Annotated in this window: 11 protein-coding genes; 2 read left to right on the top strand and 9 right to left on the bottom strand. The window is 62.8% G+C overall.

Features of this window, described 5'->3' with window-relative positions; all coding sequences use genetic code 11:
* Positions 1-235: 235 nt before the first annotated feature.
* The 8 genes from A6D6_RS18420 to A6D6_RS18390 all read right to left on the bottom strand — a co-directional run bounded on the left by A6D6_RS18420 (position 236) and on the right by A6D6_RS18390 (position 12,348).
* On the bottom strand, positions 236-979 hold the full coding sequence (locus A6D6_RS18420) for a glutathione peroxidase (protein ID WP_159661514.1): 744 nt from the start codon (positions 977-979) through the stop codon (positions 236-238).
* An 85-nt stretch (positions 980-1,064) separates the two neighbouring features.
* Complete coding sequence (locus A6D6_RS18415; protein WP_133489814.1) at positions 1,065-1,514, bottom strand: DoxX family protein; 450 nt, start codon at positions 1,512-1,514, stop codon at positions 1,065-1,067.
* A 158-nt stretch (positions 1,515-1,672) separates the two neighbouring features.
* Entirely contained in the window at positions 1,673-2,566 is an 894-nt protein-coding gene (locus tag A6D6_RS18410) for an efflux transporter outer membrane subunit (RefSeq protein ID WP_255461666.1), read from the bottom strand.
* Positions 2,517-3,080 carry a TolC family protein gene (locus A6D6_RS22070; RefSeq protein ID WP_255461665.1) on the bottom strand — a complete coding sequence of 188 codons (564 nt, stop codon included), beginning with the start codon at positions 3,078-3,080 and terminating at the stop codon, positions 2,517-2,519. The genes A6D6_RS18410 and A6D6_RS22070 overlap by 50 nt, the downstream gene beginning before the upstream one ends.
* 40 nt (positions 3,081-3,120) lie before the next feature.
* Positions 3,121-6,210 (bottom strand): efflux RND transporter permease subunit, encoded by a 3,090-nt coding sequence (locus A6D6_RS18405; protein WP_159661513.1) that lies wholly within the window; start codon positions 6,208-6,210, stop codon positions 3,121-3,123.
* On the bottom strand, positions 6,207-9,287 hold the full coding sequence (locus tag A6D6_RS18400; RefSeq protein WP_133489811.1) for a multidrug efflux RND transporter permease subunit: 3,081 nt from the start codon (positions 9,285-9,287) through the stop codon (positions 6,207-6,209). The genes A6D6_RS18405 and A6D6_RS18400 overlap by 4 nt, the downstream gene beginning before the upstream one ends.
* On the bottom strand, positions 9,284-10,498 hold the full coding sequence (locus A6D6_RS18395) for an efflux RND transporter periplasmic adaptor subunit (protein ID WP_159661512.1): 1,215 nt from the start codon (positions 10,496-10,498) through the stop codon (positions 9,284-9,286). Before A6D6_RS18395 ends, A6D6_RS18400 begins: the two co-directional genes overlap by 4 nt.
* A 407-nt stretch (positions 10,499-10,905) precedes the next feature.
* Complete coding sequence (locus A6D6_RS18390; RefSeq protein WP_133489809.1) at positions 10,906-12,348, bottom strand: catalase; 1,443 nt, start codon at positions 12,346-12,348, stop codon at positions 10,906-10,908.
* A gap of 225 nt (positions 12,349-12,573) precedes the next feature.
* Here A6D6_RS18390 and trhA point away from each other — a divergent pair, with 225 nt between their 5' ends.
* Both trhA and A6D6_RS18380 read left to right on the top strand, forming a co-directional pair.
* Complete coding sequence (trhA, locus tag A6D6_RS18385) at positions 12,574-13,230, top strand: PAQR family membrane homeostasis protein TrhA (RefSeq protein WP_133489808.1); 657 nt, start codon at positions 12,574-12,576, stop codon at positions 13,228-13,230.
* 250 nt (positions 13,231-13,480) lie between these two features.
* Positions 13,481-15,511: a TonB-dependent receptor family protein gene (locus A6D6_RS18380; protein WP_159661511.1), complete on the top strand. Its 2,031-nt coding sequence runs from the start codon at positions 13,481-13,483 to the stop codon at positions 15,509-15,511.
* Positions 15,512-15,696: 185 nt separating this feature from the next.
* Here A6D6_RS18380 and A6D6_RS18375 read toward each other — a convergent pair whose 3' ends face one another.
* Positions 15,697-16,188: a glutathione peroxidase gene (locus A6D6_RS18375; RefSeq protein WP_159661510.1), complete on the bottom strand. Its 492-nt coding sequence runs from the start codon at positions 16,186-16,188 to the stop codon at positions 15,697-15,699.
* Positions 16,189-16,235 lie beyond the last annotated feature (47 nt).

The following is a 16,235-nucleotide window of genomic DNA, read 5'->3' as shown; positions in this document are numbered from 1 at the left end:
CCCACGGCGGCTTCGTGGCATGATCCGTGGGGGACCCACTTGCTGGCGAATAGAGCGGCTTGGTAGTCCCTTCCGTTACAGACCCGTGCCCATGATTGAAGCGCCATGGCCCTCCAAACCGCGATGAACCCAAAAAAAGGCCGGCGAGGAGCCGGCCAAGGAAGGGGAAGTTACTTGGGGGAAAACAGTGGGCGCGCGTCCCTGTGCGCCGCTACCCGGTGAGCGCGGGTAAGAGTCAGGAAACAGCGGACGCCAACCACTTTTCCAATTCGTCGGCACCACCAATGCGTTCGCCTTCAATGTAGACCTGCGGGGTAGTGCCAGCGCCGGTGACCGCCGCCAGAGTGCTGTAGCTGAGACCGCGGCTGCCCAGTTCGATCTCCTCGAAGCTGAAACCTGCCTCGCGCAGAGCACTTTTGGCGCGGCCACAGTGCGGGCAGCCGGGCTTGGTGAAGACCGTGACCCGCTTCGGCAAAGCGGCTTCGCCATTGATGTAGCTGAGCATGGTGTCAGCGTCGGACACTTCGAACGGGTCGCCCGGCTTATCCGGTTCGATAAACATCTTGTCGATGACACCATCCTTCACCAGCATCGAGTAACGCCAGCTGCGCGATCCGAAACCGAGCTCCTGCTTGCCCACCAGCATGCCCATCTTCTCGGTGAACTCGGCGTTGCCATCGGGAATGAAGCGAATGTTCTCCGCCGCCTGATCACCCGCCCAGGCATCCATGACAAAGGCATCATTGACGGACAGGCACAGAATGTCGTCCACGCCATTGCTTTTGAACACCGGCGCCAACTCGTTGTAGCGCGGCAGGTGAGTGGATGAGCAGGTCGGAGTGAAAGCACCTGGCAATGCGAATACCACCACCGTTTTGCCCTGGAACAGGTCCGCGGTGGTCAGGTCCCGCCAGTCATTGCCCGCGCGGGTACGGAAGGTGACTTCCGGAACAGGCTGGCCTTCCCGATTGCTCAACATAGACACTCTCCTTATTGGTTCATCCACGGCTCGTTGACAGCGAAAAGAGTAAGCGACCGTCCGAAATTAATAAAAGCAACTAGGCCTATTTCAACCATAGCGCTTTGCTATGGTCCGGCCCGTCGGATTCACGCCAACGCCGCAGGTGGCTGGCAATGGCCGTGGCGATCAAGCCGCCGATAACCGAGACGTGCTCAAGGGCGAAAAACAGGGCCAGCTTGGCGCTCTCCCCTTCGAGGCCCCAGAATCTATGCACGATAACGATGGTGAGAATCAGAAAGACGGACAAAGCGCCGGCGCCCAGCCACACCGCCCGGTCCAAAAGAATCAGCAAGGACGCCGCTAGCAGAGTCATCGCCGTGGCAATATTGAACAGCCAAGCCGGCTCCAGGCCAGCCTGCCGCATGTCCGTCAGGCCACCCTCGAAATCGATCAGCTTCGCCAGGCCGGAGGACACGAACACCACCGCCAGACACACCCTGGCCAGCAACCAGAGCCAGCCACTATCCAACACCGCATCAATGATCCGCTGCATAACCTCGTTTCCTTCTTTTCGCCCGGGTCATCCCCACGTCCCCGACCAACGGCACGGAAACGCGGGAGCCACACCGGCCGGATCACCAGGATCCCAACCGGCGTGGCGGACTATAGAAGTTCAAGTTAACTTAAGGTCAAGCAGAGAATGCGCTGCGATTATTCTCCGGGCTCGGGGCGGGCCATATGTTGAATCACCGGGTCATCCAGGTCCCAGCCGCCACCAATGGCGGCGGCCAGTTCCGCCGCCGCCTGTAATTGCTGGCTAGTGATATCCAGGCGCGAGCGGCGTGCTTCCAGAGTCAGGTTCTGCGCCGTGGCCACCTCCAGGAAAGACACCATGCCGGCGCGGTAGCGGTTGGCGATGACGCTTTCGTTCTGTTCCGCCAAGGCCAGCAGCTCATCCTGTTGTTCCGCTTTCTCGCGGAGAACCTGCATCGTGGCCAGGGCATCTTCCACATCGCGCAGGCTGTCCAGGATAGTCTGTCTGTAATTGGCCACCTGCTCATCGTACTGGGCCACCGCGATGTCGCGAGTGGCGCGGCGGCGGCCGCCATCGAACAGTGTTAGCGCCAGAGAAGGCCCCACCGACCAGATCCGTTGCGGCGCGTCGAACAGGCCGGAGAAGGTGTCGTCCTGCAAAGCGCCATAGGCGCTCAAAGTAAGATCCGGCAACCAGGCGGTCTGGGCCACGCCGATCAGCGCATTGGCCTGCGCCACACCCCGTTCCGCCACCACCACATCCGGGCGGCGCGCGATCAATACCGATGGCAGGGCGGCCGGCAAGGCCGGTAACAGCGGCAGGGCGTTGGTGGCGGCAATGCTGAACGACACCGGCGCCACACCCAGCAAGGCCGCCAGCGCATTTTCTTCCTGGGCGCGTTGTTGTTGCAGATCATAGAGCTGCGTGCGCAGGGATTGGCGCTGGGTTTCCGCCTGGATCACATCGGACCGGGACACAATGCCGGCGTTGTACTGGTTGCGGGTCAATTCCGCCGAGCGATCATATGCCGCCATGGTCAGTTCGAGAATCCAGCGCGCGGATCCGTACATAGCCTTGAACCACCGCTACCTGGAGGGTCAGCCGGGCGGCGGCGATATCGGCGGCGCTGGCGGCCAGACCGGCACGTTCCGCTTCCACCTGGCGCCGCACCCGGCCCCACAGATCCGGCGCCCAGCTGATATCCAGGCGGCCGCTGAACAGATTGCCGGGATCGGTATCGCTGCCGCCGCTGCGAGTACCGCTAACCGAGGCGTCCAATTGCGGGCTGTATTCCCCCCGGGCCAGACGCCATTGCGCCTCGGCAGCACGAAAACGGGCTTCCGCCTGGGCCAGAGTCTGGCTGGCCTGATCGGCCTGCTCGATCAGGTCGGTCAGCACCGGATCGTCAAAGGCCTCCCACCAGGTGCCCTGGGCCACCCAAGGCTGTTCGGGCATGGTCCGCCAGCCGTCCTGGTATTGAAATCGGGCCGGAATGGCACTGTCCGGCGTGCGATAGTCCGGTCCCAAGGTACAGCCGGCAAGGGCCAGCGCACACAACAGGCAAGCAGCGGACAAACTCTTCATTACGGGCCTCTTCTCTTTATGCCGATCGCGGTACGGACCTTCATACCGACGCCATGGGATCGCCGCCTGCCCGGCGGCGCAGCGTGCGCTGACGCCATGTTTCCAGGTACAGGTAAATCACCGGCGTGGTGTACAGCGTCAACAACTGGCTGACCGCCAAACCGCCGATGATGGTGATGCCAAGCGGCTGACGCAGCTCGGAACCTTCGCCGAGCCCCAACACCAGCGGCACCGCGCCCAGCAGACCGGCCAGATTGGTCATCAGAATCGGACGCAACCGCAGCAGCGCCGCCCGGCGGATCGCCGCCAGCGGGCTCAGTCCGTCATGGCGCTGCGCGTCCAGGGCGAAGTCGATCATCAGGATCGCATTCTTCATCACGATGCCGATCAGCAGGAACAATCCCAACAGCGCGATCAAGCTGAATGGCGTGTCACTGATACGCAAGGCCAGCAATGCGCCGATGCCGGCGGAGGGCAACGTGGAAAGAATGGTGAGCGGATGCAGGGTGCTCTCATAGAGCATGCCCAACACCATGTACACCGCCAGCAACACGGCAAGAATCAGCAACGGCTGACTGAGATTACCTTCGAAATTGACCCGATCGGAACCGGGCCCCGCATATACACTCGGCGGCAACATAATGTCGTTGAGCGCCGCCTGAATCGCCGCTTCCGCTTCCAGTGGCGTCACCCCCGGCGCCAGCGCATAGCCCACCCCCACCGAAGCGAACTGGGCATCGTGACGGATACGGTCATTGGTCAGGCCATAGGTCCAGGTAGCAAACGTGGACAAAGGCACCCGGGCACCCTCATCGGTCAGCACTTCCAATTGCTGTAGTACCGAGGGCTGTTCGGTATAGCGGGGCAACAGTTCCATCACCACCCGGTATTGGTTCAGTTCATCATAGAGCGTCGCCACCTGCCGCTGAGAGAATGAGTTGTTCAACACCGAAGCGACGGTGGCCATATCGACACCGTGCAGCCGCGCCGCTTCGCGATCGATATCCAGCACCACCTGCTGCGCTTCTTCATCGCCGGCGGAATCCACATCCACCAGTTCCGGCAGTCTCTGCATTGCCTCCGATACTTTACGGGACCAGATATCAAGTAACTCCAGGGAATCAGAGCGCAGCACCAGCTCGTAGTCACTGCGGCTGAACGGCGACGACAGGCGAATGTCCTGATCGACGATCAGAAACAACATACCACCAGGCACGTGCGGCGCCTTGGCACGCAGCCGGTCCACTACCTGTTGCGCGGAGACGCCGCGTTCCGCCAACGGTTTCAGATTAATGGTGAGCTGGGCATTGGTGATGCCACCGTCTCCGCCACTGGTTCCGGTGACGTCCCGAACCGCTGGATCATCCATAATCAACCGCCGGAACACTTCGATTTTCGGCTGCATCAACTGGAACGAAAAACCGTCGTCACCGCGCACGAAACCGCGAATCTGGCCGGTATCCTGGGGTGGCAAGGTGGTTTTCGGAATCGCCACGTACAGCCAGACGTTCACCGCCACCACCGCCAACAAGGTCAGCAGCGTGAACAACCGGTGCCGCAGCGCCCAGTCGAGGCTACCAGCGTAAGCGCTCCGCAACGACTCAAATACCGCCTCGCTGCGGCGGGCCAGTGCCGAGGGTGCCACGGCGACTTTACGCCGTAACCACAACGCGCACAGGCTGGGGGTCAACGTCAGCGAGACCAGCAGGGAGATCAGCATCGCCGCCGCCAGCGTGATGGAGAACTCGCGGAACAGGCGCTCGATGACGCCCCCCATGAACAGAATTGACACGAACACCACCACCAGCGCCAGATTCATCGCCAGCAACGTGAAACCGACTTCACCGGCCCCCTTGAGCGCGGCCTGGAACGGCGGCAGGCCCTCCTCGATGTGCCTCTCGATGTTCTCCAGCACCACGATGGCATCGTCCACCACCAGGCCGGCGGCGATGATTAACGCCATCAACGACAGGTTGTTCACCGAGAAACCATAGAAGTACATGACGATGAAACTGCCGATTAGCGATACCGGGATCGCCACCGTCGGGATCAACGCGGTGCGGGCACTGCCGAGAAAGACCCAGACCACCAGCACCACCAGTGCCACCGCGATCAGCAAGGTGGTCTGCGCTTCGCGCAGCGTGGCGCGAATCCCCGGCGAGCGGTCCATGATCACCGCCAGATCGGCGTCGGCGGGCATCAGCGCGCGCAGGCCCGGCAGTTGTTCGCGAATCGCATCGATGGTTTCGACGATATTGGCGCCGGGCTGACGGCTGATCTCCACGATCACCGCCGGATGGTCATTGTGAAAACCGCTGCTGTAGCGGTTTTCCACCGAGTCGGAAACTTCCGCCACGTCACCGAGGCGCACCACCGCGCCCTCCTCATGGCGAATCACCAGATCACGGTATTGACGCGCCTTGCGCAGCGGATCGCTGGTGCGTACCTCCCAGCGGTGTTGCTGGTTTTCCACCAGCCCCAGCGGTTGCAGCGCATTGGCTTCACTGATCGCGTTGCGCACATCATCCAGAGCGATGCCGTATTGCAACAAGGCGCCGGGGTCCAGCTGCACCCGCACCGCCGGCAGCGACGCGCCACTGACGCTGACCTCGCCGACACCACTGATCTGCGACAGTTTCTGCGCCAGAATCGAGGCGGCGGCATCGTACAGTTCGCTGGGTGCCAACGTGGGCGACGACAGCGCCAGCCCCATGACTGGCGCCTGGGACGGATTCACTTTGCGGTATTCCGGATTGCCGGGCATGCCAGAAGGCAATTGACTGCGCGCCGCGTTGATCGCCGCCTGCACGTCCCGGGCCGCCTCATTGAGGTCACGGCCAAGCTCGAATTGCAGCACGATCTGCGTGGCGCCCTGATTGCTCGACGAAGTGATCGAGGTAACCCCGGCAATGCTGCCGAGCGCCCGCTCAAGCGGTGTCGCCACCGTCGCCGCCATACTCTCGGGGCTGGCACCGGGCAGGCTCGCCGACACCGTGATGATCGGAAAATCCACCTGCGGCAACGGTGCCACCGGCAGCAGGCGCCAGGCCAGCAAACCGGACAGCACCACCGCCACCGCCATCAGCATGGCGGCGATTGGCCGCTGGATAAAGGCCCGGGACGGGTTCACGGGCGCGCTCCGCCATCATCGGCCAGCGGCGCCGGGCGCCGGGTCAGGCGATCGAAGAACAAATACACCACCGGCGTGGTGAACAGCGTCAGTACCTGGCTGACCAGCAAGCCGCCCACCATCACCAGGCCCAGCGGCTGGCGCAACTCCGCGCCGGAACCGCTGGCCAGCATCAACGGCACGGCACCGAACAGCGCCGCCAGCGTGGTCATCAGAATCGGCCGGAACCTCAGCATGGCGGCACGATGGATGGCCTGACGCGGCGGCATGCCCTGGTTGCGCTGCGCGTCCAGCGCGAAATCCACCATCATGATGCCGTTCTTCTTCACCAGCCCGATCAGCAGCACCACCCCGATCACCGCGATCAGATCCAGCGCCCGGCCGGTCAGCAGCAGTGCCAGCAACGCCCCCACCGTGGCGGACGGCAGCGTGGACAGAATGGTGATCGGATGAATGGTGCTCTCGTAAAGAATGCCGAGCACGATGTACATGGTCAGGATGGCGGCAAGAATCAGCCACAACGTGTTCGACAACGAGGCGCGGAACGCTTCCGCCGCACCCTGGAAACGGCTCTCGATTTCCGCCGGCAGGCCGGCTTCCCGCTGCACCCGTTCGATCACTTTTACCGCATCCCCCAGGGAGGCATCCGGCCCCAGGTTGAAGGAGATGGTGGCCGCCGGGAACTGCCCCTGGTGGTTGATCAGCAGCGCCGCCGGCCGCTGGGTGACGCGCGCCACGCTGGACAGCGGCACCGGCGTGCCATCGGCGGTGGGCACATAGGTGGTCTGCAGCGCCGCCAGGCCGCGGGCATGCTCCGGATCCACCTCCAGGATCACCCGATACTGGTTGGCCTGGGTGAACAGCGTGGCAATCTGACGCTGGGCAAACGCGTTCTGCAGCGCGGTGGCAATGTCGGACACGTTCAGACCGAGCCGGGAGGCGGCGTCCCGATCGATGTCCACATAGGCCTGCCGGCCATCGTACTGCAGATCCGAGGCCACATCGGCCAGTTCCGGTTGCCGCTGCAAGGCGTCCACCAGTATCGGCACCCATTCATTGAGCGTGGCGCTTTCCGGTGTGGTCAGCGTGAACTGATACTGGGTGCGGCTGACCCGGTCCTCGATACTCAACTCCTGCACCGGTTGGAACCAAGCCGTAATACCGTCCACTCCGGCCGCCCGTTCCCGCAGCCTGTCCATCACTTCGAAGGCGGAGCCGTGCCGCTCGCCGTGGGGCGGCAAATTGATCAACATACGGCCGCTGTTGATGGTGGTGTTGGTGCCATCGACGCCAATGAACGACGACAGGCTGGCGACCCCCGGGTCTTCCAATAGTGCCGCCGCCAGCGCCTGCTGACGCTGCGCCATATGCTCGAAAGAGCTGGTCTGCGGGCTCTCCGTCACCACCTGGATGACACCGCTGTCCTGCACCGGGAAGAAATCCTTTTTCACCATCAGGTACAACACTGCGGTGAGAGCAATGGTCGCCAGCATCACCAGCATCGCCAGGGCCTGCCGCTCCAACACCCAGTCCAGCGCCTCGCCATAACGGCGAATCACCCGGTTCATCAGGCCCGGCGCGCTGTCATCATGGCCCGGCGGCCGCTCCAGCATGCGCGCGCTCATCATCGGTGTCAGCGTCAGCGACACCACCAGCGAAATGATGATGGCCACCGCCAGGGTCACCGCGAATTCATGAAACAGGCGTCCGACCACGTCCCCCATGAACAGCAACGGGATCAATACCGCCACCAGCGAGAGCGTCAACGACACCAGGGTAAAACCGATTTCACCGGCACCCTTGAGCGCCGCGTCCAGCTTCGAGGCGCCTTGCTCACGATGGCGGGCGATGTTCTCCAGCATCACGATGGCGTCATCGACGACGAAACCGGTGGCGATGGTCAACGCCATCAGCGACAGGTTATTGATCGAGAAACCGGCCAGGTACATGAATGAGAACGTGCCGACCAGTGACAACGGCACCGCCACACTGGGAATGATGGTGGCGGGAATATTGCGCAGAAACACGAAGGTCACCAGCACCACCAGGGTAATGGCGAACACCAGTTCCTTCTGCACATCGCGCACCGAGGCGCGAATACTCTGGGTCCGGTCGGTCAGCACCGCCACATCCACCGTCGCCGGCAGAGTATTGACCAGTTGCGGCAACAGCTCACGCACGCTGTCCGCGACGTCGATAACATTGGCGCCGGGTTGCCGCTGAATGTTCAGCAACACCGCCGGCTGGGTATCGGCCCAAGCGGCGAGGAAGCGGTCCTCGGCGCCATCGACGATGGTGGCCACGTCACCGAGCCGCAGCGGCGCGCCACCGATCCAGGTGAGAATCAGTTGGCGATAATCCTCCACCGAGCGGATCTGATCGTTGGCGTCAAGCATGGTGGAGCGCTGCGGGCCGTCGAAGCTGCCTTTCGGCTGATTGGTGTTGGTGGCGGCGATGGCGCTGCGCACGTCTTCCAGGTCGAGGCCGTAGGCGGCCAACGCCATCGGGTTGACCTGTACCCGCAACGCCGGCCGTTGCCCGCCGGCCAGGCTGACCATGCCGACCCCGCCCAGTTGCGCCAGCTTCTGCGCCATGCGCGTATCCACCAGATCGTACACATCCGGCAACGGCAGGGTGTCCGAGGTGATCGCCAGGGTCAGAATCGGCGCGTCGGCGGGGTTTACCTTGCGATATATCGGTGGCGTCGGCAGATCATTGGGCAACAGATTGTCGGCGGTGTTCAGGGCCGCTTGCACTTCCTGTTCGGCCACCCCCAGATCCACTTCGAGGGAAAATTGCAGCGTGATCACCGACGCCCCACCGGAGCTGGTGGAGGACATCTGCTTAAGTCCCGGGATCTGCCCGAGACTGCGCTCCAGCGGCGCGGTGATAGTGCGCGCGGTCACATCCGGCCCGGCCCCCGGCTGGAAGGTAAACACCTGGATGATCGGGTAATCCACCTGCGGCAGCGCCGCCACTGGCAACAGCCGCCAGGCCAGCAACCCGGCGGCCAGCAGCGCCAGCATCAGCAGCGAGGTCGCCACCGGACGCAGGATGAATGGCCGGGACAAACTCATCGGCGGCCGCCCCGGGCACGGTCGGGACCACCACCGTTCTGTTCCCGCACCGGCAGGCTGTCGCCTTCCACCAGGATCACCTCACGGCCGTCGCGCAACCGTTCCATGCCTTCCAGAACCACCAGTTCGCCATCGGCCAGCCCCTCGCTGACGGCTATGCGATCACCGTCCACCGGCCCCAGGGTGATCGGCCGCAGCTGGGCTTTGTCATCCTCCAGCACGAACACATAGGTCCCCTGGGAGCCATACTGCACCGCGTCGGTGGGGATGGTCACCGCCTCCGGCAGCGTTCGCAGTTGCAACCGCACATTGACGAATTGATTGGGAAACAGCTCGTTGTGCTCGTTGGTGAATTCCGCTCGCAGCCGCAGGGTGCCGGTGGCGGTATCGATACGGTTGTCCAGGGTGGTCAGGGTGCCAACAGCGATTTGAGTGGCGCCGTTGCGATCCAGCGCCTGTACCGGCATCGCGTTACCAGTGGCGAAGGCGCTGCGCACCGCGTCCAGTTGCGTTTCCGGTACCGTGAAGACCACCGAGATGGGGCGCATCTGGGTGATGGTCACCAAACCATCGGTATCGCCGCTGCTGACCAGGTTCCCGGCATCCACGTTGCGCAGGCCGAGCCGGCCATCGATGGGTGCCTCGATGCGGGTCCAGGACAACTGCAGGCGGGCATCGTCGATCTGTGCCTGCAACGCCTGCCTTGAACCACGCAGCTGATTGACCAGCGCTTCCTGCTGGGTCAGCTGCTGCCGGGCAATGGAGTCCTGTTGATAAAGCGTGCGGTACAGCGCCAGATCCTGTTCCGCGCCGGCCAGCTCCGCCTCGTTCTGACGGTACTGGCCCTGAGCCTGGGCCAGTTGCACGCGGTACGGGTCCGGATCGATCTCCGCCAGCAGAGTCCCCTTGGTCACCTCGGCGCCTTCCTCGAACAGCACCCGTGACAGTTCGCCGTCCACCCGGCTGCGCACCGTCACCGTGTTCAGGGGGGTGACCGTGCCGATCGCTTTGATCCGCACGCTCAGATCGCCGGCCTCGGCGTTCACCGCCCGCACCGCCACCGGCCCTTCCCAGGCGTTACGTGGCATCGGGCCGGTGGGCGCCGACGTGGAATGGGACAGGAAATACCAGAGACCGCCGAGAACGGCAGCGATCAGCACCACCCAGATCAGGCGGGAACGGGTCAATAAAGAGGAACGCGTTTCGGACATGGAGTCGGCACCGGCACAAGGTCAACCCGCCAGCGACGCCGGCGGCCACGCTCGGGCGAACGCAAACACCAACAACCTTGCCGGGCAGGGCGATCAAATGATAACGACTCGCATTTTAGAGAGCGCCTTCCCTCGGGTGCAACCGCGCCCGAGGGAATCCACATTTAATCCACAGTTTGGTAAGGAGTGTAAGGCAGCCTCACGGCCCAGGAGGCATTGGCGTCTCATGATGCGCTGGCACGCCCGCACGCAACACGCTGACACGCTAAACCCCGGCGTGCCAGCGTACATGCGGGCCTCCCTGCAACGGCAAGACAGCAGAGCCCATTCACCAGCAAGCCGGTACCCGCAGCGCGTTCATAACCCAATCGCGGTCCGAGGACCGCGATTGGTGAACACCGGGCGAATCAGCGACTCAGGCCCAGCGCCTTGGCCACTCCGGCGGCATAGGCCGGGTCGGCTTTCTCGAAGTGATCAAGCTGCCGACGCACGATCTCTTCCGGTACACCGTCCATGGCACGAGCGACGTTACCGAACAGACGTTCCTGTTGCTCCGCCGTCATCAGCCGGAACAGATCACCGGCCTGGCTGTAATCGTCATTGCCTTCCCGGTGATCATAGCGGTCCGCATCACCACTGATGCTCAGCGGCGGTTCCCGGAACGCCGGATCCTCCACCGGACCACCAAAGCTGTTCGGCTCGTAGTTGACACTGCCGCCACCGTTGCCGTCGAAACGCATCCGCCCATCACGGTGGTAACCGTGCACCGGACAGCGCGGCAGGTTCACCGGCAGGCTCTCGTAGTTGACACCAAGCCGGTAACGGTGGGCGTCGGCGTAGCTGAAGATGCGGAACTGCAGCATCTTGTCGGGGCTGTGACTGATCCCCGGCACCACATTGGCGGGGCTGAAGCTGGCCTGCTCCACCTCGGCGAAGTAGTTTTCCGGATTGCGGTTCAGGGTCAGTTCACCGATTTCGATCAGCGGATAATCACCGTGCGGCCAGACCTTGGTCAGATCAAACGGGTTGTAGGGCGTGGTCTCCGCCTCCGCTTCCGGCATGATCTGCACGCACACACGCCAGGTCGGGAAGTCCTTGTTTTCGATGGCGTTGTACAGATCACGCTGATGGGATTCGCGGTCACCGCCGACGACCTCTCCGGCCTCGGCATCGGTGAGACACTCAATGCCCTGCCTGGTCTTGAAGTGGAACTTCACCCAGAACCGTTCGTTGTTGTCGTTGATGAAACTGTAGGTATGGGAACCATACCCGTTCATGTGCCGGTAGCTTTTCGGCAGGCCTCGGTCGGACATCAGGATGGTGACCTGATGCAGGGATTCCGGGCTTAGCGACCAGAAGTCCCACATGTGCGTCGCCGAGCGCAGGTTACTGCGCGGGTCACGTTTCTGGGTGCGAATAAAGTCGGGAAATTTATAGGGGTCGCGCACGAAGAACACCGGCGTGTTGTTACCGACCAGGTCCCAGTTACCCTGTTCGGTATAGAACTTGAGAGCGAAACCGCGCACATCGCGCTCGGCGTCAGCCGCCCCCCGTTCACCGGCCACGGTGGAAAAGCGCAACAGCACGTCGGTTTCGGTACCAGGCTGAAACACCTTTGCCTTGCTGTACCGGGTAATGTCACCGGTCACCTTGAAAGTGCCGAAGGCCGCCGACCCCTTGGCGTGCACCACCCGTTCGGGAATCCGCTCGCGATTGAAGTGGGCATGCTTTTCGAACAACTGCCAGTCCTGCACCAGCAGCGGCCCGCGGGGGCCCGCCGTCAGGCTGTTCTGGTTGTCCGCCACCGGAATCCCGGCGCTGGTGGTCAGGGTCTGTTTCTTCTTGCTCATGATGCCTCTCCTTGGGTTTAACCTGGGGTGGGAGCCTGTTTAGGATGACCCTTCGAGGTTACGACGAACGGAGTGACAAAACGAACAGCAAGACGGCATGAGACCAATAGCCCGCTTCGATCATTGACCTTTAAGCCATAGCGCTTAAGCATGGGCTGCCTTTACAGCCCGCCGGCAATCATCGCATGATGCGTTTTTTCATCCGCTCGTGAGATTCCAATCCACATGACCTCGACAACCGTGGCCACGGCCTCCTATTCCCGACTGGAAGAGTCGCTCAACAGTCTTACCCACGGAATCGGGGCCGTTCTCAGTATTGTCGGCACGGTGGTCCTGGTGGTGGCCGCCAGTCTGCTCGGCGACCCCTGGAAGATCGTCGGCTTCAGCATCTTCGGCGCCAGCCTGATTCTGCTCTATACCGCCAGCACCCTTTATCACGGTGCCCGCCGCCCGGCCCTCAAGGCGTTCTACAAAATGCTGGATCACTGCGCCATCTTCGCGCTGATCGCCGGCACCTATACACCGTTTCTGCTGGTCAACATGCGTGGCACCGTGGGTTGGGTGCTGTTCGCGGTGATTTGGTCGCTGGCGCTGGCCGGTATCGCTCTGAAACTGGTGTTCGGCAACCGTTACAAACTGGCCCGCGTGGCGATCTACCTGATCATGGGCTGGCTGGTGCTGTTCGCCTCCGGCGAACTGGTGGGCCGGCTCAACGAGGTTGGCTTCTGGCTGGTACTGGCCGGCGGCCTCACCTATACCGGTGGCGTGGTGTTCTATCTGGCCGACCGGCTGCCCTACAACCACGCCATCTGGCATCTGTTCGTGGTCGGTGGCAGCGTTTGTCATTTCCTCGCGGTGTACCACGGCGTGCTGCCCGTCTGATTCCAAGAGCCTGTTCATGATCCTTACGCCGGCATGGTGGCGTAAGGATCATGAACAGGCTCTAACCCCGGCTGTCTCGAAACAAGTCACAGTGAACACCGGGCCGTTTCGTTCCGCGTCACTCTTCTCTCTTTCCCCTCGCGCTTTCCCCTCTCCCCCCCGCCCATGGGTACCGGGGAATCAGCACGGAAGTTGCATTGACCCGGGGCGCCGAAACCGGCTAATTCCATAATTCCAATAAGAGGTGCTCATGCGATATCCGGTTCTGCTGTCCCCCATGCTGCTTTTGCCCTGCCTTGCCCAAGGCGCCCACCCCATTCCCCTGGAGACGGTGACCGTGACCGCGCCCCGTCAGAGCCAGGCGTTGCTGGAAACGCCGGCGGCGGTCACGGTGGTGGACAGTCAGGCTCACGGCGAGGGCCGTCCGAACCTGCAACTGGACGAGACTCTCAACCGGGTCCCCGGCCTGTTCTTCCAAAACCGCTACAATTTCGCCCAGAACCTGCGCATCTCCAGCCGCGGCTTCGGCGCCCGCGCGCCTTTCGGGGTGCGCGGTCTGCACCTGCGCGTGGACGGTCTGCCGTACACCCTGCCGGACGGCCAATCCCAGGTGGACGCCATCGATCTGGACCGGCTGCGGCAGGTGGAGGTGCTGCGCGGCCCGGCCTCTTCCCTGTACGGCAACGCCGCCGGCGGCGTGCTGTTGCTGAACAGCGACGACGGCGGCAGCCAGCCTCCCGGGGCGCACTTGCGTGTGGCCGGCGGTAGTGACGACTACCACAAGCTCGGCGCGGCCCTGTATCAGCGCGACGAAAATAACGATTACGCGCTTGGTGTTTCCGCCCTGTCCTTCGATGGCCAGCGGCAACAAAGCCGGGTGGAGAAATATCAGCTCAATGGCAAATGGCGGCACGCCCTCACCAATGGCGGGCGCGTCACGACCGTGCTGGAAGTGCTGGACATTCCCACCGCCGAGGATCCTGGCGGCCTGACCCGGGCCCAGGCGCATCAGGATCGTGACCAGGCCTCCCGCTTCGCCAACCTGCTCGACGCCGGCCAGGTGGTGCGCCAGCAACGGCTGGGCTGGGTCTGGGATCAGCCCACGGAGCAAGGCGCCTGGCAGGGTTATCTGCACTACACCCACCGCGATTTCGAACAGCAGTTACCCTTCCCGGGCAGCAGCGAACTGGGCTATGAGCGGCATTTCTACGGCACCGGCCTGCGCTACGCCGGCCAGGCGGGCCAACTCAACTACGTGATCGGCGCCGAGGTGAACCGGCAGGAAGACGATCGAGACCGTTATCAGGTCAGCGCCAGCGGCGAGCGCCAGGGCCGCACCGCCGATGAACAGCAGAACGCCACCGCCGCCGGATTGTTCGCCCAGGCCACCCTGCCACTGAATGAGCACTGGTCCTGGACCTTCGGCGGACGTCTGGACCGGCTGCAGCTGTCCATCGACGACCGTTTGCTGACGGACGGCAACGACGACGGTCATCGGCGTTTCACCGAACGCAGTTACAGCACCGGGTTGAACTGGCGTCTCCATCCCCGCCATCAATTGTTCGCCAACATTGGCTCGGCGTTCGAGAGCCCCACCTTCACGGAATTCGCCAATCCATCCGGCGGCGGCTTCAACCCGGACCTGGAACCGCAGAAAGCGGTGAATGGCGAAATCGGCGCCCGCGGCGACCTGTCCGGCACCGTGCAATATGAACTGACTCTGTTCACCGTGCGCACCCGCGACGAGATCGTGCCCTTCGAGCAGGACGGCCGCACCTTCTATGAAAACGCCGGCCGTACCCGGCGGAACGGCGTGGAACTGGGACTGAGCTGGTTCCCGGACGACTGGAACCGGATCAGCGCCGCCTGGACCTATGGCAATTACCGGTTCCGCCGCTTTCAGGAAGGCGGGGAATCCCTGCGGGACCATCGCCTGCCGGGACTGCCGGAACATCAACTCTACCTGGAATGGCAGCGGGACTATCGCGGCGGTACCTTCACCAGCCTGGAAACTCTGATGAGCAGCTCGGTCTACGCGGAGAACGGCAACCATACCCGTGTCGGCGGCTACGCTCTGGTCAACGGCCGGGTCGGCCACCGCTGGCGGCTCGCCGGCGGCAATCAACTGACCACCTACCTGGCCGCCCATAACCTGCTGGACCGGGACTACTACGCCAACATCCGCATCAACGCCAACAGCGACCGACCGCTGGCCAGCCGCGGCTACTTCGAACCCGGCCCGGGCCGCACCTGGGTGGCGGGAATAGAAGTAAAGCTTTGAAGATAGTTGACAGTTGATAGTGGACAGTTGACAGCGAAAAGAAAAAGATCGCGAAATGGTCTGACCTTTAGCCGCTGTGGGAAGCTTGCTTGCAAGCGAATGGTGTCGCTCAGGCGCTTAGTAATATTCGCTTGCAAGCAAGCTTCCCACAGTGATTCAAGATCACCTGTTTTGTTTTTCCGCTGTCAACTGTCCACTCCTTTTAAGGCCTTCTCAATGTCCGCCGCCAGCGCCTCCGGTTTATCCTTGGGGGCGTAGCGACGTACCACACGGCCGCTTTGGTCGACCAGGAACTTGGTGAAGTTCCATTTGATGCCTTCGCTGCCGAGCAGGCCGGGGGCTTCCGATTTGAGGTGGCGATAAAGGGGATGGGTGTCGCTGCCGTTAACGTCGATCTTGGCGAACATGGGGAAGTCGACGCCGTAGTTCTTTTCGCAGAAAGCGCCGATCTCCACCTCATCGCCGGGCTCCTGACGACCGAACTGGTTACACGGGAAACCCAACACCACCAGGCCGCGCTCCTTGTAGCGCTGGTACAGCGTCTGCAGCCCTTTGTACTGGGGCGTGAAGCCACATTTGCTGGCGGTATTGACGATCAAAAGCACCTTGCCTTTGAAATCGGCCAGGGAACGCTCCTCGCCGTCCAGAGTGACGGCGCTGTAGTCGTAGATATCCACTTGTCTTACTCCTTGGTTCCCGGCCCACGCGGCGGGCGCACCCGCCG

Source organism: Alcanivorax xiamenensis (assembly GCF_009846745.1).
Classification (GTDB): domain Bacteria; phylum Pseudomonadota; class Gammaproteobacteria; order Pseudomonadales; family Alcanivoracaceae; genus Alloalcanivorax; species Alloalcanivorax xiamenensis.
The sequence above is the reverse complement of the archived record's forward strand: the minus strand, read 5'-3'. Positions and strand labels throughout refer to the sequence as shown.